Source organism: Dinoroseobacter sp. S375 (assembly GCF_049800775.1).
Taxonomy (GTDB): Bacteria; Pseudomonadota; Alphaproteobacteria; order Rhodobacterales; family Rhodobacteraceae; genus Dinoroseobacter.
Genome location: NZ_JBNAFR010000013.1, coordinates 37,470 through 63,521 on the forward strand (window position 1 = coordinate 37,470; position 26,052 = coordinate 63,521).

The 26,052-nt window shown below is 66.9% G+C and carries 21 protein-coding genes; 5 read left to right on the forward strand and 16 right to left on the reverse strand.

Going from position 1 to position 26,052, the window contains the following annotated elements; genetic code table 11:
- Positions 1-68: 68 nt before the first annotated feature.
- Positions 69-665 (forward strand): GNAT family N-acetyltransferase, encoded by a 597-nt coding sequence (locus tag ACP150_RS20160; RefSeq protein WP_424968498.1) that lies wholly within the window; start codon positions 69-71, stop codon positions 663-665.
- Between the two features lie 58 nt (positions 666-723).
- On the opposite strand, the gene ACP150_RS20165 is transcribed toward ACP150_RS20160, so the two are convergent.
- Entirely contained in the window at positions 724-1,626 is a 903-nt protein-coding gene (locus tag ACP150_RS20165) for a LysR family transcriptional regulator (protein WP_424968499.1), read from the reverse strand.
- Between the two features lie 103 nt (positions 1,627-1,729).
- On the opposite strand from ACP150_RS20165, the gene ACP150_RS20170 reads away from it, so the two are divergent.
- Positions 1,730-3,238, forward strand: coding sequence for a proton-conducting transporter membrane subunit (locus ACP150_RS20170; RefSeq protein ID WP_424968500.1), 1,509 nt, complete (start codon positions 1,730-1,732; stop codon positions 3,236-3,238).
- A gap of 34 nt (positions 3,239-3,272) precedes the next feature.
- The gene (locus ACP150_RS20175) at positions 3,273-5,636 is read left to right on the forward strand and encodes a YbcC family protein (RefSeq protein WP_424968501.1); all 2,364 of its coding nucleotides are present in this window, start codon (positions 3,273-3,275) and stop codon (positions 5,634-5,636) included.
- 150 nt (positions 5,637-5,786) lie between these two features.
- Here ACP150_RS20175 and ade read toward each other — a convergent pair whose 3' ends face one another.
- The 9 genes from ade to ACP150_RS20220 all read right to left on the reverse strand — a co-directional run bounded on the left by ade (position 5,787) and on the right by ACP150_RS20220 (position 17,902).
- Positions 5,787-7,481 carry an adenine deaminase gene (ade, locus tag ACP150_RS20180; RefSeq protein WP_424968502.1) on the reverse strand — a complete coding sequence of 565 codons (1,695 nt, stop codon included), beginning with the start codon at positions 7,479-7,481 and terminating at the stop codon, positions 5,787-5,789.
- A gap of 92 nt (positions 7,482-7,573) precedes the next feature.
- Complete coding sequence (locus ACP150_RS20185; protein WP_424968503.1) at positions 7,574-8,455, reverse strand: bile acid:sodium symporter family protein; 882 nt, start codon at positions 8,453-8,455, stop codon at positions 7,574-7,576.
- Between the two features lie 2 nt (positions 8,456-8,457).
- A complete protein-coding gene (locus ACP150_RS20190; RefSeq protein ID WP_424968504.1) occupies positions 8,458-10,179 on the reverse strand; it encodes an AMP-binding protein in 1,722 nt (573 codons plus the stop codon).
- A gap of 120 nt (positions 10,180-10,299) precedes the next feature.
- Entirely contained in the window at positions 10,300-12,255 is a 1,956-nt protein-coding gene (locus ACP150_RS20195) for a tripartite tricarboxylate transporter permease (RefSeq protein WP_424968505.1), read from the reverse strand.
- 94 nt (positions 12,256-12,349) lie between these two features.
- Positions 12,350-13,300 (reverse strand): tripartite tricarboxylate transporter substrate binding protein, encoded by a 951-nt coding sequence (locus ACP150_RS20200; RefSeq protein ID WP_424968506.1) that lies wholly within the window; start codon positions 13,298-13,300, stop codon positions 12,350-12,352.
- A 135-nt stretch (positions 13,301-13,435) separates the two neighbouring features.
- Positions 13,436-14,371, reverse strand: coding sequence for a hydroxyacid dehydrogenase (locus tag ACP150_RS20205; protein WP_424968507.1), 936 nt, complete (start codon positions 14,369-14,371; stop codon positions 13,436-13,438).
- A 148-nt stretch (positions 14,372-14,519) separates the two neighbouring features.
- Positions 14,520-15,665 (reverse strand): trans-sulfuration enzyme family protein, encoded by a 1,146-nt coding sequence (locus tag ACP150_RS20210; protein WP_424968508.1) that lies wholly within the window; start codon positions 15,663-15,665, stop codon positions 14,520-14,522.
- Positions 15,666-15,680: 15 nt separating this feature from the next.
- Entirely contained in the window at positions 15,681-16,697 is a 1,017-nt protein-coding gene (locus ACP150_RS20215; protein WP_424968509.1) for a phosphotransferase family protein, read from the reverse strand.
- On the reverse strand, positions 16,694-17,902 hold the full coding sequence (locus ACP150_RS20220; protein ID WP_424968510.1) for an acyl-CoA dehydrogenase family protein: 1,209 nt from the start codon (positions 17,900-17,902) through the stop codon (positions 16,694-16,696). Before ACP150_RS20220 ends, ACP150_RS20215 begins: the two co-directional genes overlap by 4 nt.
- A gap of 179 nt (positions 17,903-18,081) precedes the next feature.
- Here ACP150_RS20220 and ACP150_RS20225 point away from each other — a divergent pair, with 179 nt between their 5' ends.
- A complete protein-coding gene (locus ACP150_RS20225) occupies positions 18,082-19,005 on the forward strand; it encodes a YihY/virulence factor BrkB family protein (RefSeq protein ID WP_424968511.1) in 924 nt (307 codons plus the stop codon).
- On the opposite strand, the gene ACP150_RS20230 is transcribed toward ACP150_RS20225, so the two are convergent.
- Together ACP150_RS20230 and ACP150_RS20235 are read right to left on the reverse strand one after the other, a co-directional pair.
- Positions 18,967-20,052, reverse strand: a complete 1,086-nt coding sequence (locus tag ACP150_RS20230) for a zinc-binding dehydrogenase (RefSeq protein ID WP_424968513.1) — start codon at positions 20,050-20,052, stop codon at positions 18,967-18,969. The genes ACP150_RS20225 and ACP150_RS20230 overlap by 39 nt on opposite strands.
- A gap of 7 nt (positions 20,053-20,059) precedes the next feature.
- Entirely contained in the window at positions 20,060-21,271 is a 1,212-nt protein-coding gene (locus ACP150_RS20235; protein ID WP_424968514.1) for a TCR/Tet family MFS transporter, read from the reverse strand.
- 343 nt (positions 21,272-21,614) lie between these two features.
- Between ACP150_RS20235 and ACP150_RS20240 the strand changes: the two genes are divergently transcribed.
- Complete coding sequence (locus tag ACP150_RS20240) at positions 21,615-22,160, forward strand: hypothetical protein (RefSeq protein ID WP_424968515.1); 546 nt, start codon at positions 21,615-21,617, stop codon at positions 22,158-22,160.
- A 316-nt stretch (positions 22,161-22,476) separates the two neighbouring features.
- Here the strand turns inward: ACP150_RS20240 and pcaD are convergent, their stop codons facing one another.
- The 4 genes from pcaD to fabA all read right to left on the reverse strand — a co-directional run bounded on the left by pcaD (position 22,477) and on the right by fabA (position 25,928).
- Entirely contained in the window at positions 22,477-23,277 is an 801-nt protein-coding gene (gene pcaD / locus ACP150_RS20245) for a 3-oxoadipate enol-lactonase (protein WP_424968516.1), read from the reverse strand.
- A gap of 77 nt (positions 23,278-23,354) precedes the next feature.
- A complete protein-coding gene (locus ACP150_RS20250; RefSeq protein WP_424968517.1) occupies positions 23,355-24,143 on the reverse strand; it encodes an enoyl-ACP reductase FabI in 789 nt (262 codons plus the stop codon).
- Positions 24,144-24,168: 25 nt separating this feature from the next.
- On the reverse strand, positions 24,169-25,398 hold the full coding sequence (gene fabB / locus ACP150_RS20255) for a beta-ketoacyl-ACP synthase I (RefSeq protein ID WP_424968519.1): 1,230 nt from the start codon (positions 25,396-25,398) through the stop codon (positions 24,169-24,171).
- 20 nt (positions 25,399-25,418) lie between these two features.
- The gene (gene fabA / locus ACP150_RS20260; RefSeq protein WP_424968520.1) at positions 25,419-25,928 is read right to left on the reverse strand and encodes a bifunctional 3-hydroxydecanoyl-ACP dehydratase/trans-2-decenoyl-ACP isomerase; all 510 of its coding nucleotides are present in this window, start codon (positions 25,926-25,928) and stop codon (positions 25,419-25,421) included.
- Positions 25,929-26,052 lie beyond the last annotated feature (124 nt).

The window sequence follows — 26,052 nt, forward strand, 5'->3', positions numbered from 1 at the left end:
ATGACACCGTGATCGCAACGGCGATAGCATCGCGCGAGGATCACCTTTGGCCAGAAAGGACATGCGCCATGACCGACCCGACACTCCCCCTGATCCGCCCGGCGGTGCCCGACGACGCCCCGGCGCTCGCGCAGCTCATCGACATCGCCGGAGAGGGGATCCCGAACTGGCTCTGGACCCGGGCCTGTACCGAGGGGCAGACCCCGCTGGAGATCGGCACCGAACGGGCGAAGCGTCCGGCGGGCGGGTTTTCCTACACAAATGCGCTGGTCGCCGACGCCGACGGGGCGCCGCTTGGCATGGTGTTGAGCTATCCGATCACCGAGCCCCCGGAGGAGGATCCGGAGGATCTGCCCGCGCCGATTGCCCCCTTTGTCGCGCTCGAGAAACACTCGGTCGGGACCTGGTACATCAACGCCTTGGCGGTGTTCGAGGCGGCGCGCGGTACGGGGCTCGGCACCCGGCTTCTGCATGCGGCCGAGGGGCTCGCCAAGGCGCGGGGTCTGCCCGCCATGAGCATTCAGGTCTATGGCCAGAATACCGGTGCTGTCCGGCTCTACGAGCGGATGGGCTACAGCTTCGTGGCGTCAGAACCCGTGCGCCTGCATCCGAGCCCGCCCTATTACACGGGCGATGTCCTGCTTCTGAAAAAGCCGCTCGTGTGATCCGTCGCGCGGGGGCGGATTTCGGATGCGGTCTGACCTGCTGGCGGGGCCGCGCCGATCACGTCTCGGCAGGCAGGTCCGGCAACGGGCTCTGGGCCAGCAGATCCGCCAGCAGCGGGTTCGGGAAGCGTCGCGGGCGCGTCACCGCATAGAAACTCTCCCGGATCTCAGGCAGGGGGGCAAGCTCGACCAGCTCGCCAGACTGCAACTCGTCGCGCACGACAATCGGCGGCAGGACCGCGAGACCCAGATCCTGCCGCGCCAGAAGGCGCAGCATCGCCATGTCGTCGACCTCTGCCGCGATGCGGATCGCCACGCCGAGCCGCGCGCTCAGCGCGTCAAAGGCGACCCGGATCAGACTGGAGGGCAGGGGCAGGATCACCGGATGCCGGGCAAGATGATCGGCGACGCTGTCCCCGGCATCGCCCCCGCGTGCGGGCGTGCCGATCAGGCTGACACGCTGGGCGCCAAGCTCCTGGGCGCGATAGGCCGTCCCGGCATCGCGCAGGGGCGGCTGGTTCGTCAGCACCACGTCATGGGCCAGCGCATCGAGCCCGCGAAAGAGCTCTTCGACACCCCCCGAGCGGAGGATGACCTCCACGTCCTCGCGGTGCAGGACCGGGTCGAGAAACGCGATCTGGAAGTTCCGCGAGAGCGTCGACTGCGCCCCCACCCGCAGGATCTGCCGCGCCTCGCCGGTCTCCTGCAGGGTCGCAAGCAGGTCATCGCCAGTGGCAAAGATCGTGTCGGCATGATCCAGCGTGATCCGCCCGGCCTCGGTCAGCAGAAGCTGTCTGCCCCGCCGCTCGAACAGGGCGTGGCCCATCCGATCCTCCAGCTTGCGGATCTGCACCGAGAGCGCGGATTGCGACAGGTTCAGGCGCGCCGCCGTACGCGTGAGGTTTCCGTCATGGGCCACGGCCCAGAAATAGCGCAGGTGATTGTAGTTGAGATCCGCCATCCATTCGTTTTAAACGAACGTTTTCATGCGAACAATGTATTTTATTTCATGATGCGCGGGCCCTACTTCCTCGTCAACACCGTTAACCTGTCGAGGATCCCCCATGTTGCTCACCTTGCTTGCCTTGCTCGTTCCCCTTGCTCTAGCCGGTCTCGGCCTGGCGTTGCTGCGCCAACCGGACCTTGTGCGTGGCCAGATCCGCCCGATCTCCGCTCTGGCCGGGGGACTGGGCCTGCTGGTCGCTCTGACCTCTGCGATCGTCGGACTGCCCGAGGGCGGGCTCGCGCGGCTCGATCTGGTCAGCGCGGTGATGGTCCCGCTGGTGGCCGGACTAGGCTGGGTGGTGCTGTCCTTTTCCAGTGTTTCCTTGCGGGACGAGCCCGAGGGCGCGCCCTTCATGGGCTGGATTTCCCTCGCACTGGCGGCGGTTCTGACCATGGTGCTCGCGGCGCATGTCGTCGTCCTCTGGCTGGCCTGGATCGCTCTGGCGGCCTGTGTCTACCGGCTGTTCCTGACCTATCCCGAGCGGCCCATGGCCCGGGCGGCGGCGCGGAAATACCTGCTGAGCGCGGGCATCGCCTCTGTGGCGCTGGGCCTTGCGCTGGCCGGGTTTGCGAGCGGCTATGGCACGTTCTCAATCGCGGGCATCGCGGCCGCCGCCGAGGCCGGGGTCGCGCCGGACACGCTCGGCTGGAGCGTCGCGGCATTGATCCTTGCGGCCATCACGGCCAGCGCGCTCTTCCCGCTGAGCGGCTGGCTGACCGAGGCCATGGAGGCGCCGACACCGTTTTCGGCGCTGCTCCATGCGGGGATCGTGAATGCGGGCGGCGTATGGCTCCTGATCTTTGCCGACCTGCTGGTGCTCGCCCCGGGGGGCCTTGCGGTGCTGGCCCTGATCGGCGGGGCCTCGGCCCTGGTGGGGGCGCTGGTGATGCTGACCCAGCCCGCGATCAAGACGGCGCTGGCCTGGTCGACCGTGTCCCAGATGGGGTTCCTGATGCTGCAGATCGGGCTCGCGCTCTTCCCGCTGGCGCTGCTGCATATCGTGGCGCATGCGCTCTACAAGGCCCACGCGCTGCTCAATTCCGGCACGGCGGTGGCGGCGGTGACCGAGGCGCGTGGGGCGGGCCCCGTGGCACTGCCCGATGCCCGGGTCGTGGCAGGGGCCTTTGCGCTGGCGCTGACGATCTACGGGCTGGGCGTGGTGCTCTTTGGTGCGCTGGACAAGGCCCCGCAGGCGCTGGCGCTCGGGATGATCCTGATCCTCGGCATCGCCTATCTGATCGCCCAGGGCATGGCCGGTGGCGCGCCCCGGGCGCTGGCCCTGAGGCTGGCCGGGTTCTCGGCCGCCGCGACTGTGGCCTATCTCGCCCTGCAGGGGGCGGCTGAGGCACTGGCGCGCGGGCATCTGCCAGTGCCGCCTGCACCGGGGGCCGCAACCTGGGCGGTGATCGCGCTGGCGCTGGTCAGCTTCACGCTGGTCGCGGTGGCCCAGACCCTGCTGCCGCGCTGGTCGCACCATCCGGCGGCGCGGGCGATGCGGGTGCATCTGTCCAACGGCCTCTATGCCACGGCGATCCTCGACCGGCTGCTGCGGCGTGCTGCGGCCTGATCTCTCCTCTCTCAGACATTCAAGGACACTTCCCATGACCCATGCCGTTCCCGCTCTGAGCGCAGAGCAGATCTCTTCCGTGACCGAAACCGCGATCCGGGCAATCCCGCCCGCCTTCCCCTTGGCCGCGACGGTGGCGGTGAACCCGTTTCTGGGGCAAAGCGAGACAGGTTTGCCCGAGACCGCCGCCCTTCTGTCACGCGTGGCAGGTTGCGCCGTGACCGCATCGCGGTCCTCTTTTGCAGACCGCATCGCGCGGGGGGAGATCACCGCCGCCGACATCGCCGCAGCCCTGACAGGCTGCGGGGCGACGCATAACGTGGCTGAGGTTCTCGCAGCCGCACAGCAGGAGCGCCCGGCGCCCGCGCCTCTGCCGACGGTGTCGGCGCTGGAGGGGCAGGGGCTGGCCGAGGCACGGATCGGGGCCTGGGCTGCGGGGTATTTCGATCAGGGGCAAGCGCTCTGGTCTGCGCAACCTGCGGAGAGGGCCTATGCCAACTGGCGGCAGTTTGCCTGCCACGACCTGCAGCCGGAACTGTCCGGCCTGCCGGGGATCCGCGCGAGTTTCGCGGCCCTGCCCGACAGCGCCGAGGAGGCGTTGGCTTGGGCCCTGGCCGAGCTGGGGATCACCGAGGCGGCCGCGCCGCTTTACGGCCACCGGTTGTTGATGTCGCTCGGCGGTTGGGCGCAGGCGGCGCGCTACCGGCTTTGGCAGGCCGAGCTGGCCGGGGAGGCTGAGACCAGCCTGTCTGAGTTGTTGGCGATCCGGGCGGCCTGGGATGCGGTGTTGCTCGCCCATCGTCCGGGGCTTGGCGAGGGCTGGGACGCGGCCAGAGCGGCTTATGCGGCCCCGATCACCCCGTCCAAGGACGACGAGATCGACGCGATCCTGCAGGAGGCTGCCGAGCGCAGCGCCCAGCGGGCCTTGGCGGAGACGCTCGGTGCCGCGCCTGCGCAGACCGCGACGGTACGGCCGACGCTTCAGGCGGCCTTCTGCATCGATGTGCGCTCCGAGGTGATGCGGCGGGCGCTGGAGAGCCAGTCCCCCGAGGTCGAGACCCTGGGCTTTGCCGGGTTCTTTGGCCTGACTGTCGCCCATACCCCCGCGGGGATCTGCGGCGCCGAGGCGCGGTTGCCCGTTCTGCTGACGCCGGGGCTCGAGAGCCGGGCCGAGGGCGATCACGCCGGGGCCCGGATCGCGGGGCGCGCCAAGCGGGCCTGGGGGCGGTTCCGGCAGGCGGCCGTGTCGTCCTTCGCCTTCGTCGAAGCGACGGGGCCGCTTTACGCAGGCAAGCTCGTGCGCGACACGCTGGGGCTCGGTCAGGAGGCCGAGGTCGCAGCCAAGCCGGTGCTCGACCCGCCCCTGCCGCTTGCCGCGCAGATCGAGGCGGCGGCGACGATCCTCGGGGCGATGTCCCTGCGGGAGAACTTTGCGCAGGTGGTGTTGATCGCGGGGCATGGGGCGCATGTGACGAACAATGCCCATGGCAGCGCGCTGCAATGCGGGGCCTGTGGCGGGTATAGCGGCGATGTGAATGCGCGGCTTCTGGCGGATGTGCTGAACCAGCCCGAGGTGCGGACGGGTCTGGCGGACACAGGGATCGTCGTGCCGCAGGATACGGTGTTTCTCGCCGCGCTGCACGATACGGCGCAGGACAGCGTGACGCTTTATCTCGACGACCTCACCGAGGCGCAGCGCGCCGGGGCGGCTGCCGCTCTGGCTCAGGTCGAGACCTGGTGCAAGGGGGCTGGGGCGCTCGCGCGGGCGGAGCGGCTCGCGACGCTGCCCGGTGCGGCGACGGAGGGTGCGATCGCCCGGCGGGCCCTGGACTGGGCCGAGACGCGCCCGGAATGGGGCTTGGCCGGGTGCAAGGCCTTTGTGGTGGCGCCCCGGGGCAAGACGGCGCGCGCGCGGCTCGACGGGCGGGTGTTTCTGCACAGTTATGACTGGCGGCAGGACGAGGGCTTCGGCGTGCTGGAGCTGATCCTGACCGCGCCGGTCGTCGTGGCGAGCTGGATCAGCCTGCAATATTACGGCTCGGTCGTGGCGCCGGAGGTGTTCGGCAGCGGCACCAAGCAGGTCCATAACGTGACGGGCGGGATGGGTGTGCTGGATGGGGCCAGCGGTGCGTTGCGGGTGGGGCTGTCCCGGCAGTCGGTCCATGACGGAGCCGCCTTCGTGCATGACCCGCTGCGGCTGAGCGTTGTGGTGGACGCGCCGGCAGAGGCGATCACGGAGATCCTCGCGCGGCATCCGGGGGTGCAGGCGCTGTTTGACAATGGCTGGCTGAAGCTCCTGCGGATGGACGAGAGCGGCGCCATCGCCGAGCGCTACGCGGGCGCGCTGCGGTGGGAGGCGTTTCACGACGCGCCAAAACCGTCGCTTGCGGCAAGGTGATTTTGCCCTGACGGGCCATGGCGCGGTCCCGTTCCGGGACCGCGCGGACGCGCGCCGCTTGGACCGGGCAGGACGCCCGACAGCTAGGACAGGCACACCCTGCGAAGCAAGGCGCGTCCGCGCGTCCGGCCTCTGGCCGGGCGCGCCACCTCACGCGATGATCTCGAACCGGGTGACGTCGACCATGCCGCGATCGGTGATCTTCAGCGCCGGGATCACCGGCAGGGCGAGGAAGGCCAGCTGCAGGAACGGCTCCTCCAGCGTGACGCCAAGGCTGCGGGCCGCTGCGCGCAAGCTTACCAACGCATCGCGCACCTCCTCGAAGGGGGCCTCGCTCATCAGACCGGCCACGGGCAGGGCAAGCTCGGCCAGCACCTCGCCCCCGGCGACCACCACGAACCCGCCCTCGATCTCGGCCACCCGGTTTGTGGCAAGGGCGAGGTCGGCGTAATCGGCCCCGACGCAGACGATATTGTGGTGGTCATGGCAAACCGTCGAGGCAATCGCCCCTTTCTGCAGCCCGAACCCGCGCACGAAACCGGTGGCGATGTTGCCGTTCTTGCCGTGTCGCTCTACCACCGCGATCCGCATCAGGTCGCGCGCCGTATCGGGCAGCTTGTCGCCATCGCGGATCGGGATCACCTCGCGCAGATGCTCGGTCAGGATCTTGCCCTCGAGGATCCCGATCACATCCGTCTCTTCCCGGTTGCCCCCGGCGCGGAACGCCTCGGCGGTGACACGCGGCGCATGGACCGAAGCACGGCCCACGGCCGGGATTTCCTTTCGCGCGGCAAAGGCGTCCGCATCCACACGCACCCCACCACAGAACACCAGCTCTGCCCGGCAATCCTCCAGCGAGGGCAGGACTACGATATCGGCGCGCAGGCCCGGCGCGATCAGCCCGCGATCCTTGAGCCCGAACGCCTCCGCCGCCGACAAAGACGCCGCGCGATAGACCGCGAGCGGCGGCACGCCCCGGGCGATCAGCGTGCGGATCATGTAGTCCAGATGGCCATGCTCGGCGATGTCGAGCGGATTGCGGTCATCGGTGCACAGGCACATATAGGGCGCGGTCCGCTCGGTCAGGAGCGGGGCGAGGGCCTCGAGATCCTTGCTGACAGAGCCTTCGCGGATCAGGACCCGCATCCCCTTTTGCAGCTTCTCGCGCGCCTCCTCGGCGCTGGTCGCCTCATGCTCGGTGCGGATCCCGGCGGCCACATAGGCGTTCAGGTCCTTGCCCGACAGAAGCGGGCAATGCCCGTCGATATGGCCCCCTTCAAACGCCTCGAGCTTGGCCATCACCCCGGCATCGCGGTAGATCACGCCGGGATAGTTCATGAACTCGGCCAGACCGATCCCCGAGGGATGCCCGCGCAGGGGGGCGAGATCCGCGGCCTCGATCCGGGCGCCGGCGGTTTCCATATCCGTGGAGGGCACGCAGGAGCTGAGCTGCACCTTGATGTCGAGCACCGTGCGTTCGCTGGCCTCTTGGAAATAGCGGATGCCGTCCGGGCCGATCACATTGGCAATCTCATGGGGGTCGCAGATCGCCGTGGTCACCCCGCGCGGGGTCACGCAGCGGTCGAACTCGAACGGGGTGACCAGCGAGCTTTCGATATGCAGATGGGTGTCGATGAAGCCGGGCACGAGGGTCAGCCCGCTGACATCCACCACCTCGCGGCCCTCATAGTCGGCGCCGGTGCCGACGATGCGGTCGCCGCAGATCGCCACATCGCCCGCAATCAGGTCCCCGGTCACCAGATCGAGCACCTGTCCCCCGCGCAGGACCAGATCCGCAGGCGCATCGCCGCGCCCCTGAGCTATCCGTGATGCGAGGTCTGACATGGGCGCGCTCCTATCTGTTGTGCCAGCAGCAGACACGAGGCGCGCGCCCTGCGCAAGTTAGAGACGACGCAAACGGGACCCGGACCGGGGCGCTAGAGCAGGCTGTCGGGCATCTTCTGTTCAGCGGCGGTATTGGCGCGGCGGAATATCATCGTCACGACGCTGGCCACGATGATGATGAAGAGCGAATAGAGCACCGGCACCGCCATCACCGCCTGCGCCTCAGTGCCCTCGAAGGTGAAGACGATGATCGCCACGGCGAGCGGGCCGTTCTGGATCCCGGTCTCAAGCCCCACGGTGCGCGCATTGCGCGGATGCAGCTTTAGCGCCCGGGCAAACCCGTAGCCGATGGTGATCCCCACGGCCCCGAGCCCGATCGCCGCCAGATAGGTCGCGCCAGAGGTCTCGAGCAGGAATTGCCAGTTCCGGGGGATCCAGCTCACCATCAGAAATGCGATGAAGAAGAGCGCAAGCGCCGAGCCAAAGAACTCGGTCACGGCCCCCACATTGGCATTCATCTTGCGCAGGACCATCCCGATCCCCACGGGCACCAGCAGCAAGACCAGCGTCACGATGATGTTTTCGCGCGGAATGCTCAGATCCAGCGCCGTGGCGTAAAGGACCAGCACCAGCGGGATCATGATCACCCCGGTCACCGTCGAGGTCACCGTCATCAGAACCGAGAGCGCGAGGTTCCCCTTGGAGAAATAGGTGAAGATGTTCGAGGTCGTGCCCCCGGGCATGCAGGCCATGATCAGAATGCCGATGGCAATCGTCTCGGGCACGGTCAGCAGGGTGGCCAGCAAAAACCCGATGAAGGGCATGAACCCGTATTGCGAGATCACCCCGATCGCGAGCCCGTAGGGCCGCCGCAGGGCGAGGTAGAAGTCACGCGGGGTGAGCGATGCGCCCATGCCCAGCATGATCACGAAGATCATCAGCGCCAGCAGCGCCTGTTCAAAGGCTCCGACCATGCTCAGACCTCCCCTGTCTGCGCGAGGTCCTCGGCGCGCAGGTCTTTCCGCAGGATCTTGCCCACATTGGATTTCGGCAGCTCATCGCGGAAAGCCACCCGCTTGGGCACCTTGTAGGCGGTCAGATGCGCCTTGCAATGGGTCCGCAGCTCTGCCTCGGTCAGGCCGGGGTCGCGCTTGACCACAAAGGCCTTCACCGCCTCGCCAGTGCCTGCGTCCGGCACGCCGACCACCGCGACCTCATCCACGCCCGGATGGGTGGCGAGGCAATCCTCGATCTCGTTGGGATAGACGTTGAAGCCCGAGACGACGACCATGTCCTTCTTGCGATCCACGATGTGGAAATAACCATCCTCGTCCATCACGCCGATATCCCCGGTCAGGAACCAGCCGTTCTTCATGACCTTCGCGGTCTCCTCGGGTTTCTGCCAGTAGCCGGCCATGACCTGTGGACCCCTGGCGGCGATCTCGCCGCGCGCGCCCTGGGCCACGGGCATGCCCTCTTCGTCGAGGCAGGCGAGCTCCGTCGAGGGCAGAGGCACCCCGATGGAGCCGGGCCGCGTCTTGTTCAGCGGCTCGAAGGTCAGCACCGGTGAGGTCTCGGTCAGGCCATAGCCCTGCAACACCTGCGCCCCGGTCACCTCCTGCCAGCGCTCGGCCACGGAGGATTGCAGCGCCATGCCCCCGGCGGAGGCGAATTTCAGGTGTTTGGGCGGGCTGTCGCTGAACCAGACCTCGTTCATCAACCCGTTGAAGAGCGTGTTCACCCCGCTCATCCAAGTGATCTTGTAGTTCTCGAAGGCGCGTTTGAGGTTCGCCAACGGGCGCGGCGAGGGGATCAGGATGTTCCGCGCGCCCAACCAGTAGAAGCCCAGCAGGTTCACCGTGAAGGCAAAGATATGGTACATGGGCAGAGCGGTCAGCGCGACCTCCTTGCCCTTTTCCATCCCCTCGATCAGCTCCATCACCTGTTCCATGTTCAGGATCAGGTTGGCATGGGTCAGCATCGCGCCCTTCGAGACCCCTGTGGTCCCGCCGGTATATTGCAGGCAGGCGACATCCTCGGGGGATACCGACTGGCGATAGCTGTCCACCGCGATCTTTTCCGCATCCGCATGGAGCCGCCCGACCTGCAGGGCATCGGGCAGGCAGATATGGGGGACCTCCACCGGCTTCACGGACCGGTCCCAGTATTTCTGCACCAGCCCGACGATCCCGCGGGGCAGGGCGGGCAGGAACTCTGCCACTCGGGTGACGATGATGTTCGGGATCGGATGGCCCCGGGTCGCCTCGGGGATCTTGTCTGCGAACATATCCACGATGACCAGCGCATGGGGCTCAGCATCGGCGAACTGGCGGGCCATTTCCTCGGCGGTGTAGAGCGGATTGACATTCACCAGCACGCAGCCCGCCTTCAGGATCCCGAAGGCGGCGATGGGAAAGCTCAACCCGTTGGGCATCTGCACCGCCACCCGGTCGCCCTTGTTGAGCCCGGCCACCTCGCGCAGATAGACCGCAAAGGCGTCGGACATCTCGTCCACTTCGCGAAAGCTGAGCGTGCCGTTCATGCCATTGGGCAGGCAGGTGGTGAAGGCGGGCGCGGCCCCGAAACTGTGCGACACCGCGCTGATCATGTCGCCCACGGTGCGGTAAGCGGGCGTGTCGATCTCGGCCCGCATGTCAGGTCCGTAGAACGCGGTCCATGGTCGGTCTGCCTCTGTCATTCTGCCCCTCCCGCAAAACCTGTTCCCCTGATGTAGGGGGTATATCATCCGGATCGACCGGAAGCCTGCTTTTTCATGGGTTTGGCGGCGCATCTTTCCGCGCGCCGCCCGACCCGGGTCTCAGGGCAGCGGCACGTTCAGCACCTGCCCAAAGAGCAGCGTCACCGCCAGGATCGTGCCCACTACCCCGGCCAGCAGCAAGGCCCACCCCCTGGGCGTGAAGGCGTCATGCTGGGCGGGGATGATCAGCGCGGCCCCCAGCAGGACCGCCGCAAGCTCGAACCCCAGCAGCGGGATCAACGCCACCGCCCCCAGCATCAAAAGCGGTACCGCGACCATTCGGGTGCGCGTGCCCTCGATCGGGGTCTCGGTCACCTGCCGCGTCGCGATCAGCTGCACGACCGCCAGGATCGTCAGGCAGAGCATGCCGATGGCGATGGTGCGCGGGAAGACCGCCGCATCCTGGTTGAGCCCCGCCGACTGCACGATCACGACCAGGGCCACCGCGCCGAACACGGCAAAGGCGATCAGGTCACGGGTGATGGCGGCGCGGCTCGCCGGGGGCAACGCCTCGGATGGGCGGCCCGGACGGCGGCTCAGGACGCTGCGGATCCGGGGCCAGAACGGATAGAGGAAGCTCACCAGCGTCAGCGCGATGATCACCATCGACAGGGGCCGGCCAAAGAACTGTCCCGGCAAATCACCAATCGCATCGCCGATGGTCCAGCTCTGGACAAAGCCCTGCTCGGCGATCCGCCCAAGGATCAGGCCCAGCACGATGGGCGAGGGGGAGAAGCCGCGCTTGGCCGCAACCCAGCCGATCACGCCGAGCACGATCATGATCACGATATCCGAGACCGAGTTGCGGATCGCGAAGGACCCGATCACGGTCATGAAGGCGACGATGGGCACGAGGGCCGCCTTGGGCGCGCGCACGATGGCCCCATAGGCGAACCGCCCGATCAAAAGGCCCACGGGCAGCATCAGGACCGTCGCCAGCAGTAGGCCGAAGATGAAGGTGTAGACGATATCCGCTCCTTGGGTGAAGAGCGTCGGACCGGTCCGCACCCCCTGCACCAGAAGCGCGCCGAGGATCACCGCATCGGGCGGAGTGCCCGGAATGCCCAGCACGAGGGTCGGGATGAACCCGCCGCCCACGGTGGCATTGTTCGCGGATTCTGTGGCGATGATGCCGCCGGGATTACCCTCGCCGTATTTCTCCTCGCCCTTGCCGACCCGGCGGGCCTCGGAATAGGCCACGAGCCCGGCGATGGAGCCGCCCGCCCCGGGCAGGGCGCCGACCATCGTGCCGATGACCGAGCTGCGCAGCACGTTGAACTTGTTCTTCATCAGCGTCCCGATCGCCTCGGGCAGGCGGAAGCCGCGGGTCTGTTCCGGGGCGGCCAGATGGCGGTTCGGCGTGGCCACCAGATCGATCAGCACCGGGATGCAGTAGAGTCCGATCAGGGCCGAGACCGTATCAATGCCGCCGAGCAAGGTGTTGGATCCAAAGGTGAACCGGACCTCGGCGCTCGTCTCCGACACGCCGATCATCGCAATCAGCAGGCCGAAACAGGCGCCGATCATCCCCTTGACGAAGTCGCCGGTGGACAGGGCCGCGATCATCGACAGGCCAAAGATCGCCAGCCAGAAATACTCCACCGGCCCAAAGGCCAGCGCGGCCTTGGCCAAGGGCGGCGACAGCAGCAGAAGCGCCAGCGCCCCCACCAGACCGCCCACGACCGAAGCGAGGCAGGCGGTGGATATCGCAAGGTCTCCATCTCCGCGCTTGGCCATGGGATAGCCGTCAAAGGTGGTGGCAATGGCCGAGGGCGTGCCCGGCGTGTTCAGCAGGATCGCCGCATAGGCCCCGCCATAAATCGCGCCCGTATAGATGGCCCCCATCAGGATCAGCGCGCTGTCGGGGGACATGGTGAAGGTCAGCGGTACCAGCACCGCCACGGCCATGGTCGCCGTCAGGCCCGGGATCGAGCCAATGATCGTGCCCGCCGCCACGCCGAACACGGCCAGCATCAGGTTCAGGGGCGTCAGCGCCGACGCGATATACTCGAGCATCCGGGGTCTCCTGATCCGGGCATGGCATGGCCCGGACCGCAACAGGGAAGCGCGCGCAAGAAGCCTCGCGCGCGCCTGTCAGTCAGCGTGTCGGTTACTCGATGATGCCGGCCGCCTTGGCCGCATCGATATAGCCCGAGGCCTTTTCGGCCATGAACGCATCCATGTCCGGGCCATAACCCACATCCACGAGGGCAAAGCCGCCATCGATCATCTGCTTCTGGAAATCCGCATCCGCGTTGATCGCGGCAATGGCCTCCGAGACCTGCATGCGGGTCTCATCGCTGGCCGAGCTCGGCACGGCGATGCCGCGATAGGCGCCCGAGACCATGTCAAAGCCCAGCTCGCGGAAGGTCGGCACATCCGGGAAGGCCGGGTGACGGTCTTCCATGGCCACGGCCAGCATACGGACCGCATCACCCTGGGCCGCGCCCACGGTGGTATAGCCCCAGGCCGCCCGGACCTGATCGCCAAGCAGGGCCGTGACGGATGCGCCCGTGCCCTTGAAGGCCACATAGGTGGATTCGATGCCCGCCAGCTTGTCGAACTGCACCTGAGCGAGATGGTTCGCCGTGCCTTTGCCCGAGCCCGAGAAGATCACCTTGCGCGGGTTGGCTTTGGCGTCATCGATCAGATCCTGCAGGGACATGAAGGGGCTGTCTGCCTTCACCACGATCGCATCCGGCGTGTAGTGGAACCAGTAGACCGAGGTGATGTCCTCGGTGGTGAAGCCCACATCGCCTTGCTGCGGCTTGATCACGATATGGGGCAGGTTCACGCCCATGATCTTGGTGCCGTCCGAGGCCATCCCGTTGAGCTGGGACCAGCCCACAGCGCCACCGCCACCGGGCTGGTAGGACACGACCAGCTGCTCGCCAAAGAGCTTTTCGAAGAAGGGCTGCTGGAAGCGCGCGGTGATGTCGCTCTCGCCGCCGGGGCCGAAGGGGATGATATAGTCGACGCTGGATTTCGGGAAGTCTTCGGCGCTGGCGACGCCCGCCATCGCGGTCATCGCGGCGGCCATCATGAAGGTCTTGAAGATCATAGGGTTTCTCCTCCTCTGTGTGATCTTTGGGGTGCCCGGATCCGGGCTGCGGCCCCGGCTTATCTGCCGAGTGCCACCAATGGGGTTAGGGGGCCTTGGGTCTGTCCTTTGCTGGGGCGCGCACGGGGCGGGGCGTCATGCCACCGGCTCCGTCAGGGCGCGGTCCACGTTTTCGACGGTGATCCGGCTGACGCGGATATTGGCCTCGGCGGTCACCCCCGCGATATGGGGTGTGAGGATCAGGTTGGGCACATCTGCAAAGCGCGCGCCGGCATTGGCGTCCAGCGGTTCGGCGGCGAACACATCGAGCGCCGCGCCCCCGAGATGACCCGTCCGCAGAGCATCGCAAAGAGCGTCCTCATCGATGATCCCGCCGCGCGAGGTGTTGATCACGATCGCACCGGGCTTGAGCTTGGCCAAGGCGGCGGCATCCAGCAGACCGGCGGTTTCCGGCGTCAGGGGCACATGGAGGCTCAGGATATCCGCCTCCCGCAGCAGCTTCTCTCGCGAGAGACGCTGGACGTCCCGCCAGGCGGGATGGTCCGGCGGCAGATGCGGATCAGCGGCCATGACGCGCAGGCCCAGCGGGGCTGCCAGCCCCGCCACCGCCTGGGCAATCGCGCCGAAACCCAGCAGGCCCAGGGATCGCCCGGCGATCTCGCCGCCCTGGCCCAGTGTGCCCCGGGGCCAGTCGCCCGCGATCATCCCCTGGGTCGCGGCATAGGCCCCGCGGCTCAAGCTGAAGGCCGTTCCGATCACGTATTCCGCCACCGAGCGCGTATTGGCCCCGGTCGCGGGGTGCACGGCGATCCCGCGCGCGGCGCACCCGGCCATGTCGATATTGTCGAGCCCCACGCCCAACCGCCCCACGACGCGCAGTCCGGGGGCCGCGGCCAGCAGCTCGGCATCGACCTGGGTCCGGTTGCGCACGATCAGCGCCTCTGCCCCAGAGGCGGCAGCCAAGAGGGCCGCGCGGTCCTCGACCAGCTCGGGTGCGTAGCGCACATCGATCCCGGCGCTGAACCCTGTCAGCGCGTCCGTGTCCATGAACTCGGTGATCACAACTTTCATGCGGGTGCCCCCCCTCCCAAGGCGGCCTGCGGTGGTCCGGCGGAGCGGTCGGGTGTCCGCCGCTCTCTGTCATTCGCACCAAGTATGCACGTTTGTCGCAGGCCCGCCAGCCCCCATGTAAGCCCTTACATCGCGTATTTTTCGTGCTTTAGCCCAAAGCCTGATCGAGATCGCGCCACAGATCTTCGGGCGCTTCGATTCCCACCGAGAGCCGGAGGAGGGTTTCGGGGATGCCGGTATTCGGCTCGATGCTCTGGCGGTGTTCCACAAGGCTTTCCACACCGCCGAGCGAGGTCGCGCGCTGGAACAGGCGAAGCCGTCCCGCCACGTCCAGCGCGTCCTGACGGCTGCCGCGCACGAGGACGGAGAGGAGCCCACCAAAGCCGCCGCGCATCTGGCCGACCGCGATATCATGGCCCCGGTGACCGGGCAGGCCGGGATAGAACACCTCCGTCACGCGGGCATCGGTGGCGAGCCGTTGGGCCAGATCCAAGGCGCTGGCGCTCATGCGCGCCACCCGCAAGGGCAGGGTGCGCATGCCCCGCAGCAACAGCCAGGCCTCGAACGGGCCGAGGATCGCGCCTGCGTCATGGCGGTCCATGGCGATGGCCTGCCATTGCGGATGCTCCGGGTCGCGGGTCACGAGCGCCCCGGCCAGCACATCGGAATGCCCGTTGATGCCCTTCGTGGCCGAATGCATCACGAGATCCGCGCCCAGCGTCAGGGGCTGTGTCAGGACCGGCGTGCTGGCCGTGCTGTCCACCACCAACCGCGCGCCCGCGGCATGGGCGGCCTCAGCGGCGGCGCGGATATCCACGGTCTTGAGCCAGGGGTTGGACGGGGTTTCCACAAAGACGAGATCCGGGTCATGGGCTGTGCAGGCGGCCTGCAGGGCCTGGGTGTCGGCGGCATCCACCTCCAGCAGGGACAGCCCGCGCCGGGCGCAGAAATCGCGCACCCATTTCGTCGTGCCCCAGTAGATTCCCGACTGCAGGATCACCCGGGCCCCGCCGGGCAGGCTGCGAAACACCGCCGCAGTGGCCGCCATGCCCGAGGGGAAGGCGAGGGCCGCTTCCCCCTGTTCCAGCCGCGCGAGCAGGGTTTCGACCGCGCGGAGCGCCTCGCTGTCATCGCGGCTATAGATATTGGCCGGGTTGATCAGGTCGTAATTCGGATCGCGCAGAAAGGTCGTCGCGGGCTGGATCGGAGGCACGACCCCGGCCGAAGCCGTGTCGGTGGCACCACCGCCATGGGCGGCGAGGGTCGCGGGATCCAGATCGTCGGGCAGGGACATGGGAGGGCTCCGGTCTCAGAAACTCAGGTCGGTCACGGCCAGCCCGCGCCGAGCAAAGGCGCGCGCCAGCGGGGCAAGATCGGCGGCGTCGCGATCCGCGGCACTGCCCGCCGCCGCCCGGTCGGCAATGCCCACGAAGATCACGGCGAAGCGGAACATGGCAAAGGCCACGTGGAAGGGCCGCAGGGGCGCGGTGGTTGGCGCGGTTTCGTGATAGACGGCGACGAACGCGTCCATCCGGGGCAGGGCCTCGGCCGCCAGATCGAGCCCGAGGATCCCGCCATATTCTCCCGGGGCCGAATGCCAGGCCATGCAGGCAAAGCCCAGATCGGCCAGCGGGTGGCCGAGGGTGGACAGCTCCCAGTCCAGCACGGCGATCACCCGGGGCGCGGTCGGGTGGAGCATCATGTTCCCCATGCGGAAATCCCCATGGGCGATGGCGACGGCCCCGTCATCCTCGGGCATCGCCGCGCTCAGCCAGTCGCGCAACGCGTCGAGTTCCGGGATGGGATCGGCGGCGGAGGCGGCGTATTGCCGGGACCAGCGCGACATCTGCCGCTGGAAGTAGTCGCCGGGCCGTCCGTAATCGCCGAGGCCAACCGCGTCAGGCCGCACCGCATGGAGCCGCCCCAGCGTGCGCGCCATGTCGCGCAGCGCAGGTCCCCGATCCGCCGGGGCCAGCTCGGGCAGGGCATAGGTCGGGCAGACCCGCCCCTCCAGCCGGGCCATCACGTAGAAGGGCGTGCCGAGCAGGACGGCGTCGGGCTCAAAGGCCAACGCCTCGGGGACCGGCACCTCGGTATCGGCCAGGGCGCGCAGCACGCGGAATTCGCGATCCACCGCATGGGCCCCTTTCAGGAGCGGCCCGGGTGGCTGTTTGCGCAGGACGAGGCGGCGGTCCCCATGGGTGACGTAGAAGGTCGGGTTGGATTGCCCGCCGCTGATCCGCGTGATCTCGGGCGGGGTGTCCGCCGGGCCGAACTGCCGGTCGCACCAGCGCCGGAGTGCTGTGGGATCAAACTCGAGGCTCATGGGGCCGCGACCGGCCAGCGCCAGAAGTCGCGCCCCTCCTCGGTCAGAACCCGGTTCAGGACCATGCGGTGGACCTCATCCGCGCCATCCACCAGCCTGGCCTGCCGCGCATAGCGGTAGATCCATTCGAGCACCGTGTCCTTGGAATAGCCCCGCGCGCCATTGATCTGGATCGCCGTATCAGCGGCCTCGTGGAGCAGGTTCGCCACATGGACCTTGGCCATGGAGACCTCCTTGCGGGCAAAGCTACCCTGATCGATCTCCCACGCGGCTTTCATGGTCAAAAGCCGCCCGATTTCGATATCCATGGCGAGCTTGCCGAGCATGAGCTGGATGCTCTCGCGGTCAGCGAGGCGCACGCCGAACCCCTCGCGCTCCGCGGCATAGGCGGTGGCAATCTCGACGCAGCGTTTGGCCAGACCGAGCCAGCGCATGCAATGGGTGAGCCGTGCGGGGCCGAGCCGGGTCTGGGTCACCTTCATCCCGCGCCCTTCGGCCATCAGCACATTGTCCTCGTGGATCTCGAGCCCTTCGAAGATCAGTTCGCAATGACCGCCATGTTCTTCGGGGCCCATGATCGGAATGCGCCGCTCGATCCGCCAGCCGGGCTGGTCCGCGTCGAACAGAAACGCCGTATGCCCCCGTTTCGGGTCGTCCGAGCTGCGCGCCAGCAGGATGAAATGCTGCGCCTCGGCAGCGCCGGTGATGTACCATTTATGGCCATAAACCACATAGGTGTCGCCGCGCTTTTCGGCCCGGGTCCGCATCATGCCCGGATCGGAGCCGCCGCCGGGATGCGGCTCGGTCATGGCAAAGGCCGAGCGCACCGCGCCGTCGATGATCGGCTGCAGCCAGCGGTCTTGCTGGGCTGGCGTGCCGAGCTTTGCCAGAACGGCCATGTTCCCATCATCGGGCGCGGCGCAGTTGAAACAGACCGGACCGAAGATCGAGCGGTTGGCCTCTTCGTAGAAGACCGCCCGGGACACGGTGTCGAGGGCCATGCCGCCCCGGTCGCGCGGCGCTTGCGGGGCCCAGAGCCCGGCGGCCTTGGCCTTGGCACGCACGTTGTCCAACACCGGCAGGGCGATGTTCTCATGGGCGTCGAAATTGGCGCGATCGGCCTCGAGCGGCAGGATCTCCTCCGCGACAAAGGCCGCGACCCGGGCGCGCAACGCCTCCAGCTCGCTGGGCAGCTGAAACTCCATCTCGATCCTCCCTCAGTGATCCCCGGGCCTCTGACGGGCCTGATCTGCGGGAAATTCCCGCACTGCGGCAGTTTACCCATGGGCGAGGGGATGCAAACCCCACCCGTGACGCTTGACCTCGCGGCACGGAGCGCGTCCCCTAGCGCGCAGGAGCTTGACCCATCCCGGAGGCGCGCCCCATGCCCGTTTTATTCAAACATGACCGATCCCAGTGGTTCGCGGCCCTGAAGGCCGTGGGCGGCAAGATCGATGACTGGAACCTGGGCCTGATCTCGGCGGGGGTGGCGTTTTACGGGTTGCTGGCGATCTTTCCGGCGCTGGCGGCGGTGATCGCGATCTGGGGGCTGGTGGCCGATCCGCTGGTGGTGGACCAGCAGATGGCGCTCTTGGCCAATATCATGCCCGGGGATGCCTATCACCTGATCGATGCACAGATCGATGCGCTGACCCATACAACCTCGGCCACGCTCGGAAAGGCGACCATCATCTCGATCCTCGCGGCGCTCTGGTCCACCCGGGCCGGGGTGAGCGCGCTGATGCGCGGGCTGAACGCGATCTATGGCACGCCGAACCGCAAGAGTTGGCGCCACTACCTGGCGGCGCTGTCGCTGACTGGTGTGCTGGTTCTGGTGGCGCTGGTCGCGCTGACGGCGGTGGTGGTCACGCCCATCGTTCTGTCCTTCTTGCCGCTCGGGCCCTGGGCCGAGCTGGCACTGCGGTTGGCGCGCTGGATCGTGGCGATCGGCGTGCTGCTGGCCGGGCTGGCCATCGTCTATCGCTACGGCCCGAACCGGAGCTGCGTGCGCATGCGGTGGCTGACGCCGGGGGCACTGGCGGTGGTGGTGCTCTGGGCGGCGGCTTCGCTGGGCTTCAGCTTCTACCTGTCGAATTTTGGCAATTACAACGAGGTTTACGGCTCGATCGGCGCGGTGATCGCGTTGCTGATGTGGCTCTATATCAGCTCGTTCCTCCTGCTTCTCGGAGGCGGGCTGAATGTCGAGCTGGAGCAGCGCGCCGGGATCGGGCCGCAGGTTCAGGCCCCGCCTGGCGCGCCCGCCGCGGGTCTAATCAAAGACGATGACGTTACGGCGGGCCTGTCCTGAGTTTGTGTCCGCGATTGCGGCGTTGATCTGGTCCAGCGACCAGCGTCCCGAGATCAGCGGCTCCAGCATCAAGCGCCCCTGACGCCAGAGATCGACCATCCAGGGGATGTCCCGCGCCAGCACCGTGTCGCCCATCATCGAGCCGCGCAGATCCTGTCCGCACATGGCAAGGATCACCGGTTCATAGCGCGCAGTCTCGCCGGAATGGGGCATACCGACCATGACCATCCGTCCACCGCGTGCAAGGTACCGTGGGGCGGTGTCATAGACCGCCGTCGCGCCCACGGTCACAAAGACCGCATCCGCCCCGCGCCCGGTCACCGCGCGGGCCAGCGCCCAGGGTTTCTCGGCGCTGGCGAGGATGACATCCGTCGCGCCAAAATCGCGGGCCTCGTCGAGCTTGCGCGGCAGCAGGTCCACCGCGATGATCCGCGCTGCGCCCGCCAATCGCGCGCCCTGGATCACGTTGAGCCCGACCCCGCCCGCACCGATCACCACGACGGTCTCGCCCACGCGGACCTGTCCGCTCTGAACCACTGCGCCGACCCCCGTGGTCACGCTGCAGGCCAGCAGGCAGGCGGCCTCGAGAGGTATATCCGCAGGCAGCGGGGCGAGCTGGGCCGGGGTGACCAGCACCGCTTCGGCAAAGGCCCCGCAGGCAAGGCCCTGGGCCACGGCCTGTCCATCGGGCAGGTGCAGGGGCGCGGGCAGATTGGGCGGCGTCTCGCAGGTCGCGGGGTGCGCCGCACTGCAGGAGGGGCAGGTGCCGCAGCTCCGCAGGAGCGTGACCAGCACCGGGTCGCCGATGCTGTAGCCGTTCACGCCCGGGCCGAGGGCCGAGACATGGCCCGCCGCCTCATGGCCATAGATCGCGGGCAGGGCACCGCCCCAAGCGCCTTCGGCGTAAGAGATGTCCGAGTGGCAGAGCGCCACGGCACCCAGGGTGACCTCGACCTCGCCGGGACCGGGCGCGCGCAGATGGACGGTTTCTACCGAAAGGGGCGCGCCGAAGGCATGGCAGACAGCGGCGCGGATCGGGCGGCTCATGGCGGGCTCAGACCGCGGCGCTCAGGGCGCGGCGGGGCAGGAAAATTCCGAGGCAGAGCGCCATGATCGCCATGGACAGGAAGAACGGCGCGCCGGGCTGATTGATCCCGATCTCGGCATCTGTTGCGAGAAAGAAGATCTGGGTCATGACCAGCGGGGACAGGATCGCCGCCACGGATCGGAAGGAGGAGACGAGGCCCTGAAGCTCGCCTTGCTGGTCCGCGCCGGCGGTCTGGGACATCTTGCCCTGCAGGGCCGGGGTGACCACCGCGCCAAGGGCTGTGAGCGGGGTCAGCAGCAGCGCCAGCGCACCGGAAGTGACCAGCCCGAGGGCCGCGAAGGCACAGAAATTAAACACGAATCCGTAGAGGATCACCCGCGTTTCCCCGAACTTGGGCAGGATGATCCGGATCAGCCCGCCCTGCACGATGGCGATGGCCACGCCAAAGAGCCCGAGGGAGAGGCCGACCATGCCCGGCTCCCATCCGAACCGCGCGCGGGTGAAATAGGCCCAGATCGCCGGATAGATGAAAAACGCGAATTCATAGAGGAAGAAGAGCGCCAGATATCCCTTTAATCCCGGGAGCTTACCGAGATGTTTGAAGGCGCCCAGCGGGTTGGCGCGGCGCCATTCGAAGGGGCGGCGGATGGCGTCGGTGACGGTTTCGGGCAGCACGAAATACCCGAGGATCAGGTTGAAACTGGCCAGCGCGGCGGCGGCATAGAAGGGGGCGCGGGTCCCGAACTCCCCCAGCGCGCCGCCGATCAGTGGGCCGACCACGAAGCCGATCCCGAAAGCCGCACCAACAAGGCCGAAATTCTTGGACTTGTCCTCAGACTTGGAGATGTCGGCGATGAAGGCGGTCGCCGTGGATTGGGTGGCCGCCGCGACCCCGCCCACTATCCGCGCCACCAAGAGGAGCCAGATCGACCCGGCAAAGGCCATGACCATGTAGTCGGCGGCCATAACTGCCAAGGAAACCAAAAGGATAGGGCGGCGGCCATAGCGGTCCGAGAGGCTGCCGATGGTCGGCCCACAGAGGAATTGCATCACCGCAAAAGAGGTCGAAAGCACCCCGCCCCAGATCGCGGCTTGTCCCAACGTGCCGCCGCTCAACTCGCCGATCAGGTCCGGCAGGATGGGCAGGATGAGACCGATGCCCATGGCGTCGATCACCAGCGTGATGAGGATGAACACGAAAGGCAGACGAGAGGACATGGAGGCTCCGGGGGCAATGGGGCCAAGCCTATCCTAGCGCGAAACTGTAAGCAATAGTTTACAGTTTTGCTCCAAGTGTAAGCTCAAGATGACAGGTGCGCGCCCGCCCGGATCTCTCAATTCAACGCCCCAAGACCCCGCCCGACAGCCGTCGGCATCTTGTCGGCCTTGCGTCGGACACCTGTCGGGCAAGTGTCGGGCACCTGCGCGCGGTCGGGCAAGACCCGGTTAAACTTTCAAGCGGGGCGCAGGTTCGGAACGCGCTCAGATTGACCAGATTTGACCGACCATTATGCTCCGTTTCACAGGATGATGGTATTCGGATGCGAGAGAGATAGGCGCTTTGAGATCAATTTTTGACCGCTTCTTTAGGAAGCTAAGAGAACACAGAAATGACCTTAAGGAAGCAGATGGGATAACGGCTTTCAAATCCAATGATGAGGACGTGATAGCGACCGGTTTCCCTCTAGTACCGGACGGCTATCACCTCCAGCACGTTGGCAAAACTGTGCAAGGCAATGGGTATTGGATTGATGTTCAACGCGCTTCTGAAGGTGAGGGCACACGCGATTTCGTTGCTGCCTATGTATTTGATGAGAAGGGAAATCTAATTCATTCTGAAGTGGTCGACCGAGGACTTCGCAACGATAGCCCGGCGAAGGATCTCGGAGAAACCATAAGGAAACTGAAGAAAAAAATCGATGCCAAGAATGTCACGGAAATTCTAGTGAAGCCGTTTTCTGTCCCTTTCCACGGGTATATTTTTGGACTTGTTGTTCGTGAAGCTGAGGATGGCGAAGCGGTATCTGAGGACACGATTATTGACGCCATGCCAGGGCACACACTGATGTTCTACGGGCCTTGGAGCCTGTGCAACTACGACAGTTGAGCGCGTTCAAGCCTGCTGCCTCGGCACTTGATCTGAAAGTTAGAAGGGTCCCGCGGTTCTCCATTTGCTGCTGACGCATCTCGTACCCGTTGCGGTCTGGCTTGCAGGAGATGCGTCCGCAGGGGCCTCGGGGTTTCGCCTTTGAATGCGCCAAGGTCCGGCGGCGCTCAAGAGAGCCGAAGGCGTGTTTTGGCAAGGTATGCGTCGCGTCCGCATGTTCGCGAGGCCGCGGGGTCAAGGGGGCGTCCGGCGGTCGGGTGTGGGACGGCGCCCGAGCTAGGTCGGGGTGTCGTCCGGTGCTGGGGCGCGCGTCGGGTTATGCTTCGGGGGGCAGGTGGCCGGTTTCATGCATGAATGTGGTGAGGGCCTCGGCATAGCCCTCGGGTTGTTCCACATGGGGCAGGTGGCCTGCGCGGCGCAGGAGGACGAATTTCGAGCCCGGGATCAGGTTTACCGTCTCGCGTACCAGATCGGGGGGCGTGGAGCTGTCCTCGGCGCCCGCGATCCCGAGGGTTGGCAGGCGCAGCCCGCTGGTGGGCGTGTAGAAATCGGTTCCGGCGATCGCCGCGCTGCAGCCGATATAGCCCTCATCCGGGGTGCTCGTGACCATGTCGCGCCAATAGGGCAGACGCGGATCGGTGAGGAAGGCGCGGGAGAACCAGCGCTCGAGAATGGCATCGGTCAGGGCCTCGACCCCGCCGGCGCGCACGCCGGCAATGCGGTCCTCCCAGAGCTTCGGGGATCCAATCTTGGCGGCGGTGTTCGACAGGACCATGGCGCGAACCTGATCGAGACGTTTCACCGCGAGGCCCTGGGCGATCATCCCGCCGATGGAGAGACCGACAAAGAGGGCGTTGCGGACCTCCAGATGGTCGAGCAGCGCCTCGATATCCGAGACCAGCGCGCCCATGGAATAGGGCGCGGCGGGCACGTCCGAGGCCCCGTGGCCGCGCATGTCATAGCGGATGATCCGCAGGCCTTCGGGCAGGAGCGGCAGGATCGGCTCCCACAGGCGCAGATCGGTGCCCAGCGAGTTGGAGAAGACGACGATCGGGCCGTCGCGCGGACCCTCGTCCAAGTAATGCAGTGCGACCCCGTCGCGGGTGAATGTCGCCATGTCCATGCCCTCCGCTTGTCTGGCGACAGGGTGCGCGCAATCGCGGGGCGGTGCAATCGGTTAAGCGCCGGGGAGGCTCAGAGGTTCTCGACCTGGGGCATGCCGAGGACGTGGTAGCCGCCATCGACGCGCACGATCTCGCCCGTGGTGCAGGCCCCGGCCGGGGAGGCGAGCCAGACGGCGGTGCCGCCCACGGCCTCGAGCGTCGCATTGGCGCGCAGGGGCGCGTTCTGCTCGGTCTGGCGATAGGTCTTGCGCGCGCCGCCGATGGCGGCCCCGGCGAGGGTCTTCATCGGGCCGGGGGAGAGGGCGTTCACGCGGATCCCGTCCGGGCCGAGGTCGTTGGCGAGGTAGCGCACGGCGCTTTCCAGCGCGGCCTTGGCCACGCCCATGACGTTGTAGAACGGGGTGACGCGGTTCGAGCCCTGAAAGGTCACGGTCAGGATCGTGCCGCCCTCGGTCATCATCGGATGCGCCCGGCGGGTCACCTCGATCAGCGAGTAGCAGGAGATGTCGAGCGAGGTTTTGAAGTTCTCGCGGCTGGTGTTCAGGAAGCGGCCTGTCAGCTCGGTCTTGTCGGAAAACGCGATGGCGTGGACGAGGAAGTCGAGCTTGCCCCACTTCTCGCCCAGGGTCTCGAAGGCGCGGTCCAGCGAGGCGTCGTCGGTGACATCCACATCCACGAGGATGTCCGAGCCCACGGAGGCCGCGAGCGGGGCGACCCGCTTGCCGAAGCCCTCGCCCTGATAGGTAAAGGCCAGCTCGGCCCCGGCCTCGGCCATGGCCTTGGCGATCCCCCAGGCGATGGAACGTTCATTCGCCACGCCCATGATCAGGCCGCGCTTGCCCTGCAACACACCGGTCATCTGGTTTCCCCTCTGGGCCTTGGTTCTAGTCGAGATAGCGCGACATCAAAAGCGTCGCATTGGTGCCGCCGAAGCCGAAGCTGTTGGACAGCACGCTGTCGAGGGTGACGTCCTCGCGCAGCTCGGTCACGATTTCTTCGGGTTTGATCGCCGGGTCGAGCTCGGTGATGTTGGCGGAGGCGGCGATGAAGCCTTTCTCCATCATGATCAGCGAGTAGATCGCCTCGTGGACGCCGGTCGCGCCCAGGGAGTGCCCGGTCAGCGACTTGGTGGAGGCGACGGGCGGGGTGCTGCCCTCGCCAAACACGCGGCGCACCGCCTCGATCTCGGTCACGTCGCCCACGGGGGTCGAGGTGCCATGGGCGTTGATGTAATCCACGCTGCGGCCGTCGGGCAGGGTGGCCAGGGCCTGACGCATGGAGCGCTCGCCGCCCTCGCCGGAGGGGGCCACCATGTCATAGCCGTCGGAGGTGGCCCCATAGCCGGTGACCTCGGCATAGATCTTGGCGCCGCGGGCCTTGGCGTGCTCGAGATCCTCGAGCACGACGACCCCGCCACCGCCCGCGATCACGAAGCCGTCGCGGGTCGCGTCGAAGGTGCGCGAGGCCGTGGTCGGCGTGTCGTTGTATTTCGAGCTCATGGCGCCCATGGCGTCGAAGAGGCAGGACAGGGTCCAGTCGATTTCCTCGCCGCCGCCGGCAAAGACGATGTCCTGCTTGCCCATCTGGATCTGCTCGACACCATTGCCGATGCAATGGGCGGAGGTGGAGCAGGCGGAGGTGATCGAGTAGTTCACGCCCTTGATCTTGAACGGGGTCGCGAGGCAGGCGGAGTTGGTCGAGGACATGCAGCGGGTGACCATGAAGGGCCCCATCCGCTTGGGCGCGCCCTTTTCCTTTACCGTCGTGAAGGCCTGGAAGAAGTTCGAGGTGGACGGCCCGCCCGAGCCCATCACGAGGCCCGTGCGTTCATTGCTGACATCGCTGTCCTCAAGCCCGCTATCGGCGATGGCCTGTTCCATAGCGATGAAGTTGAACGCGGCCCCGGGGCCCATGAAGCGCAGCTGGCGCTTGTCGATATGCTCGGTCAGATCGATCTGCGGCACGCCATGGACCTGGCTGCGGAAGCCGTTCTCGGCATAGGTCTCGGAAAAGGAAATCCCCGACCGGCCCGCGCGCAGGGACGCTTCGACCTCGGATACAGTGTTCCCGATGGGCGAGACGATCCCCATTCCTGTGATGACGACACGGCGCATGGCGCGACCCTCCTCTTCGCTCAGCTCTCGGACAGAGCGACTTTCATATCTTTGACCTGATAGATCAGTTCCCCATCGGCCTCGACCCGGCCATCGGCCACCCCCATGGTCAGGCGGCGGGTCTGCACGGCTTTGGTGAAATCCACGTAGTAGCGCAGCAGCTTGCGGTCCGGGCGGACCATGCCGGTCAGTTTGACCTCACCCACACCCAGCGCATAGCCGCGCCCCTGCCAGCCGCGCCAGCCGAGGTTGAACCCGGTGAGCTGCCACAGTCCGTCAAGGCCGAGACAGCCGGGCATGATCGGGTTGCCGGGGAAGTGGCAGTCGAAGAACCACAGGTCCGGGGTAATGTCGAATTCCGCCACCACGTGGCCCTTGCCATGGGGGCCGGCATCGCCGCTGATCTCGGTGATCCGGTCCATCATCAGCATGGGCGGCATGGGCAATTGGGCGTTTCCCGGACCGAACAAGTCTCCTTGCGCGCATTTCACGAGGTCGTCCTTGTCGAAGGAGGTCGGAAAATCTGCCATGTGTCGCTCGGTCCTCGGGTCTGCCTGATGTGGTGCGCTCCCTTATCACCCCCGCTTCGGAAGTGACAAGAGGCAGCCATGCGGCCAGACGCCCCCGCGTCGCACCCGCAGGCAAGTGGGCCAT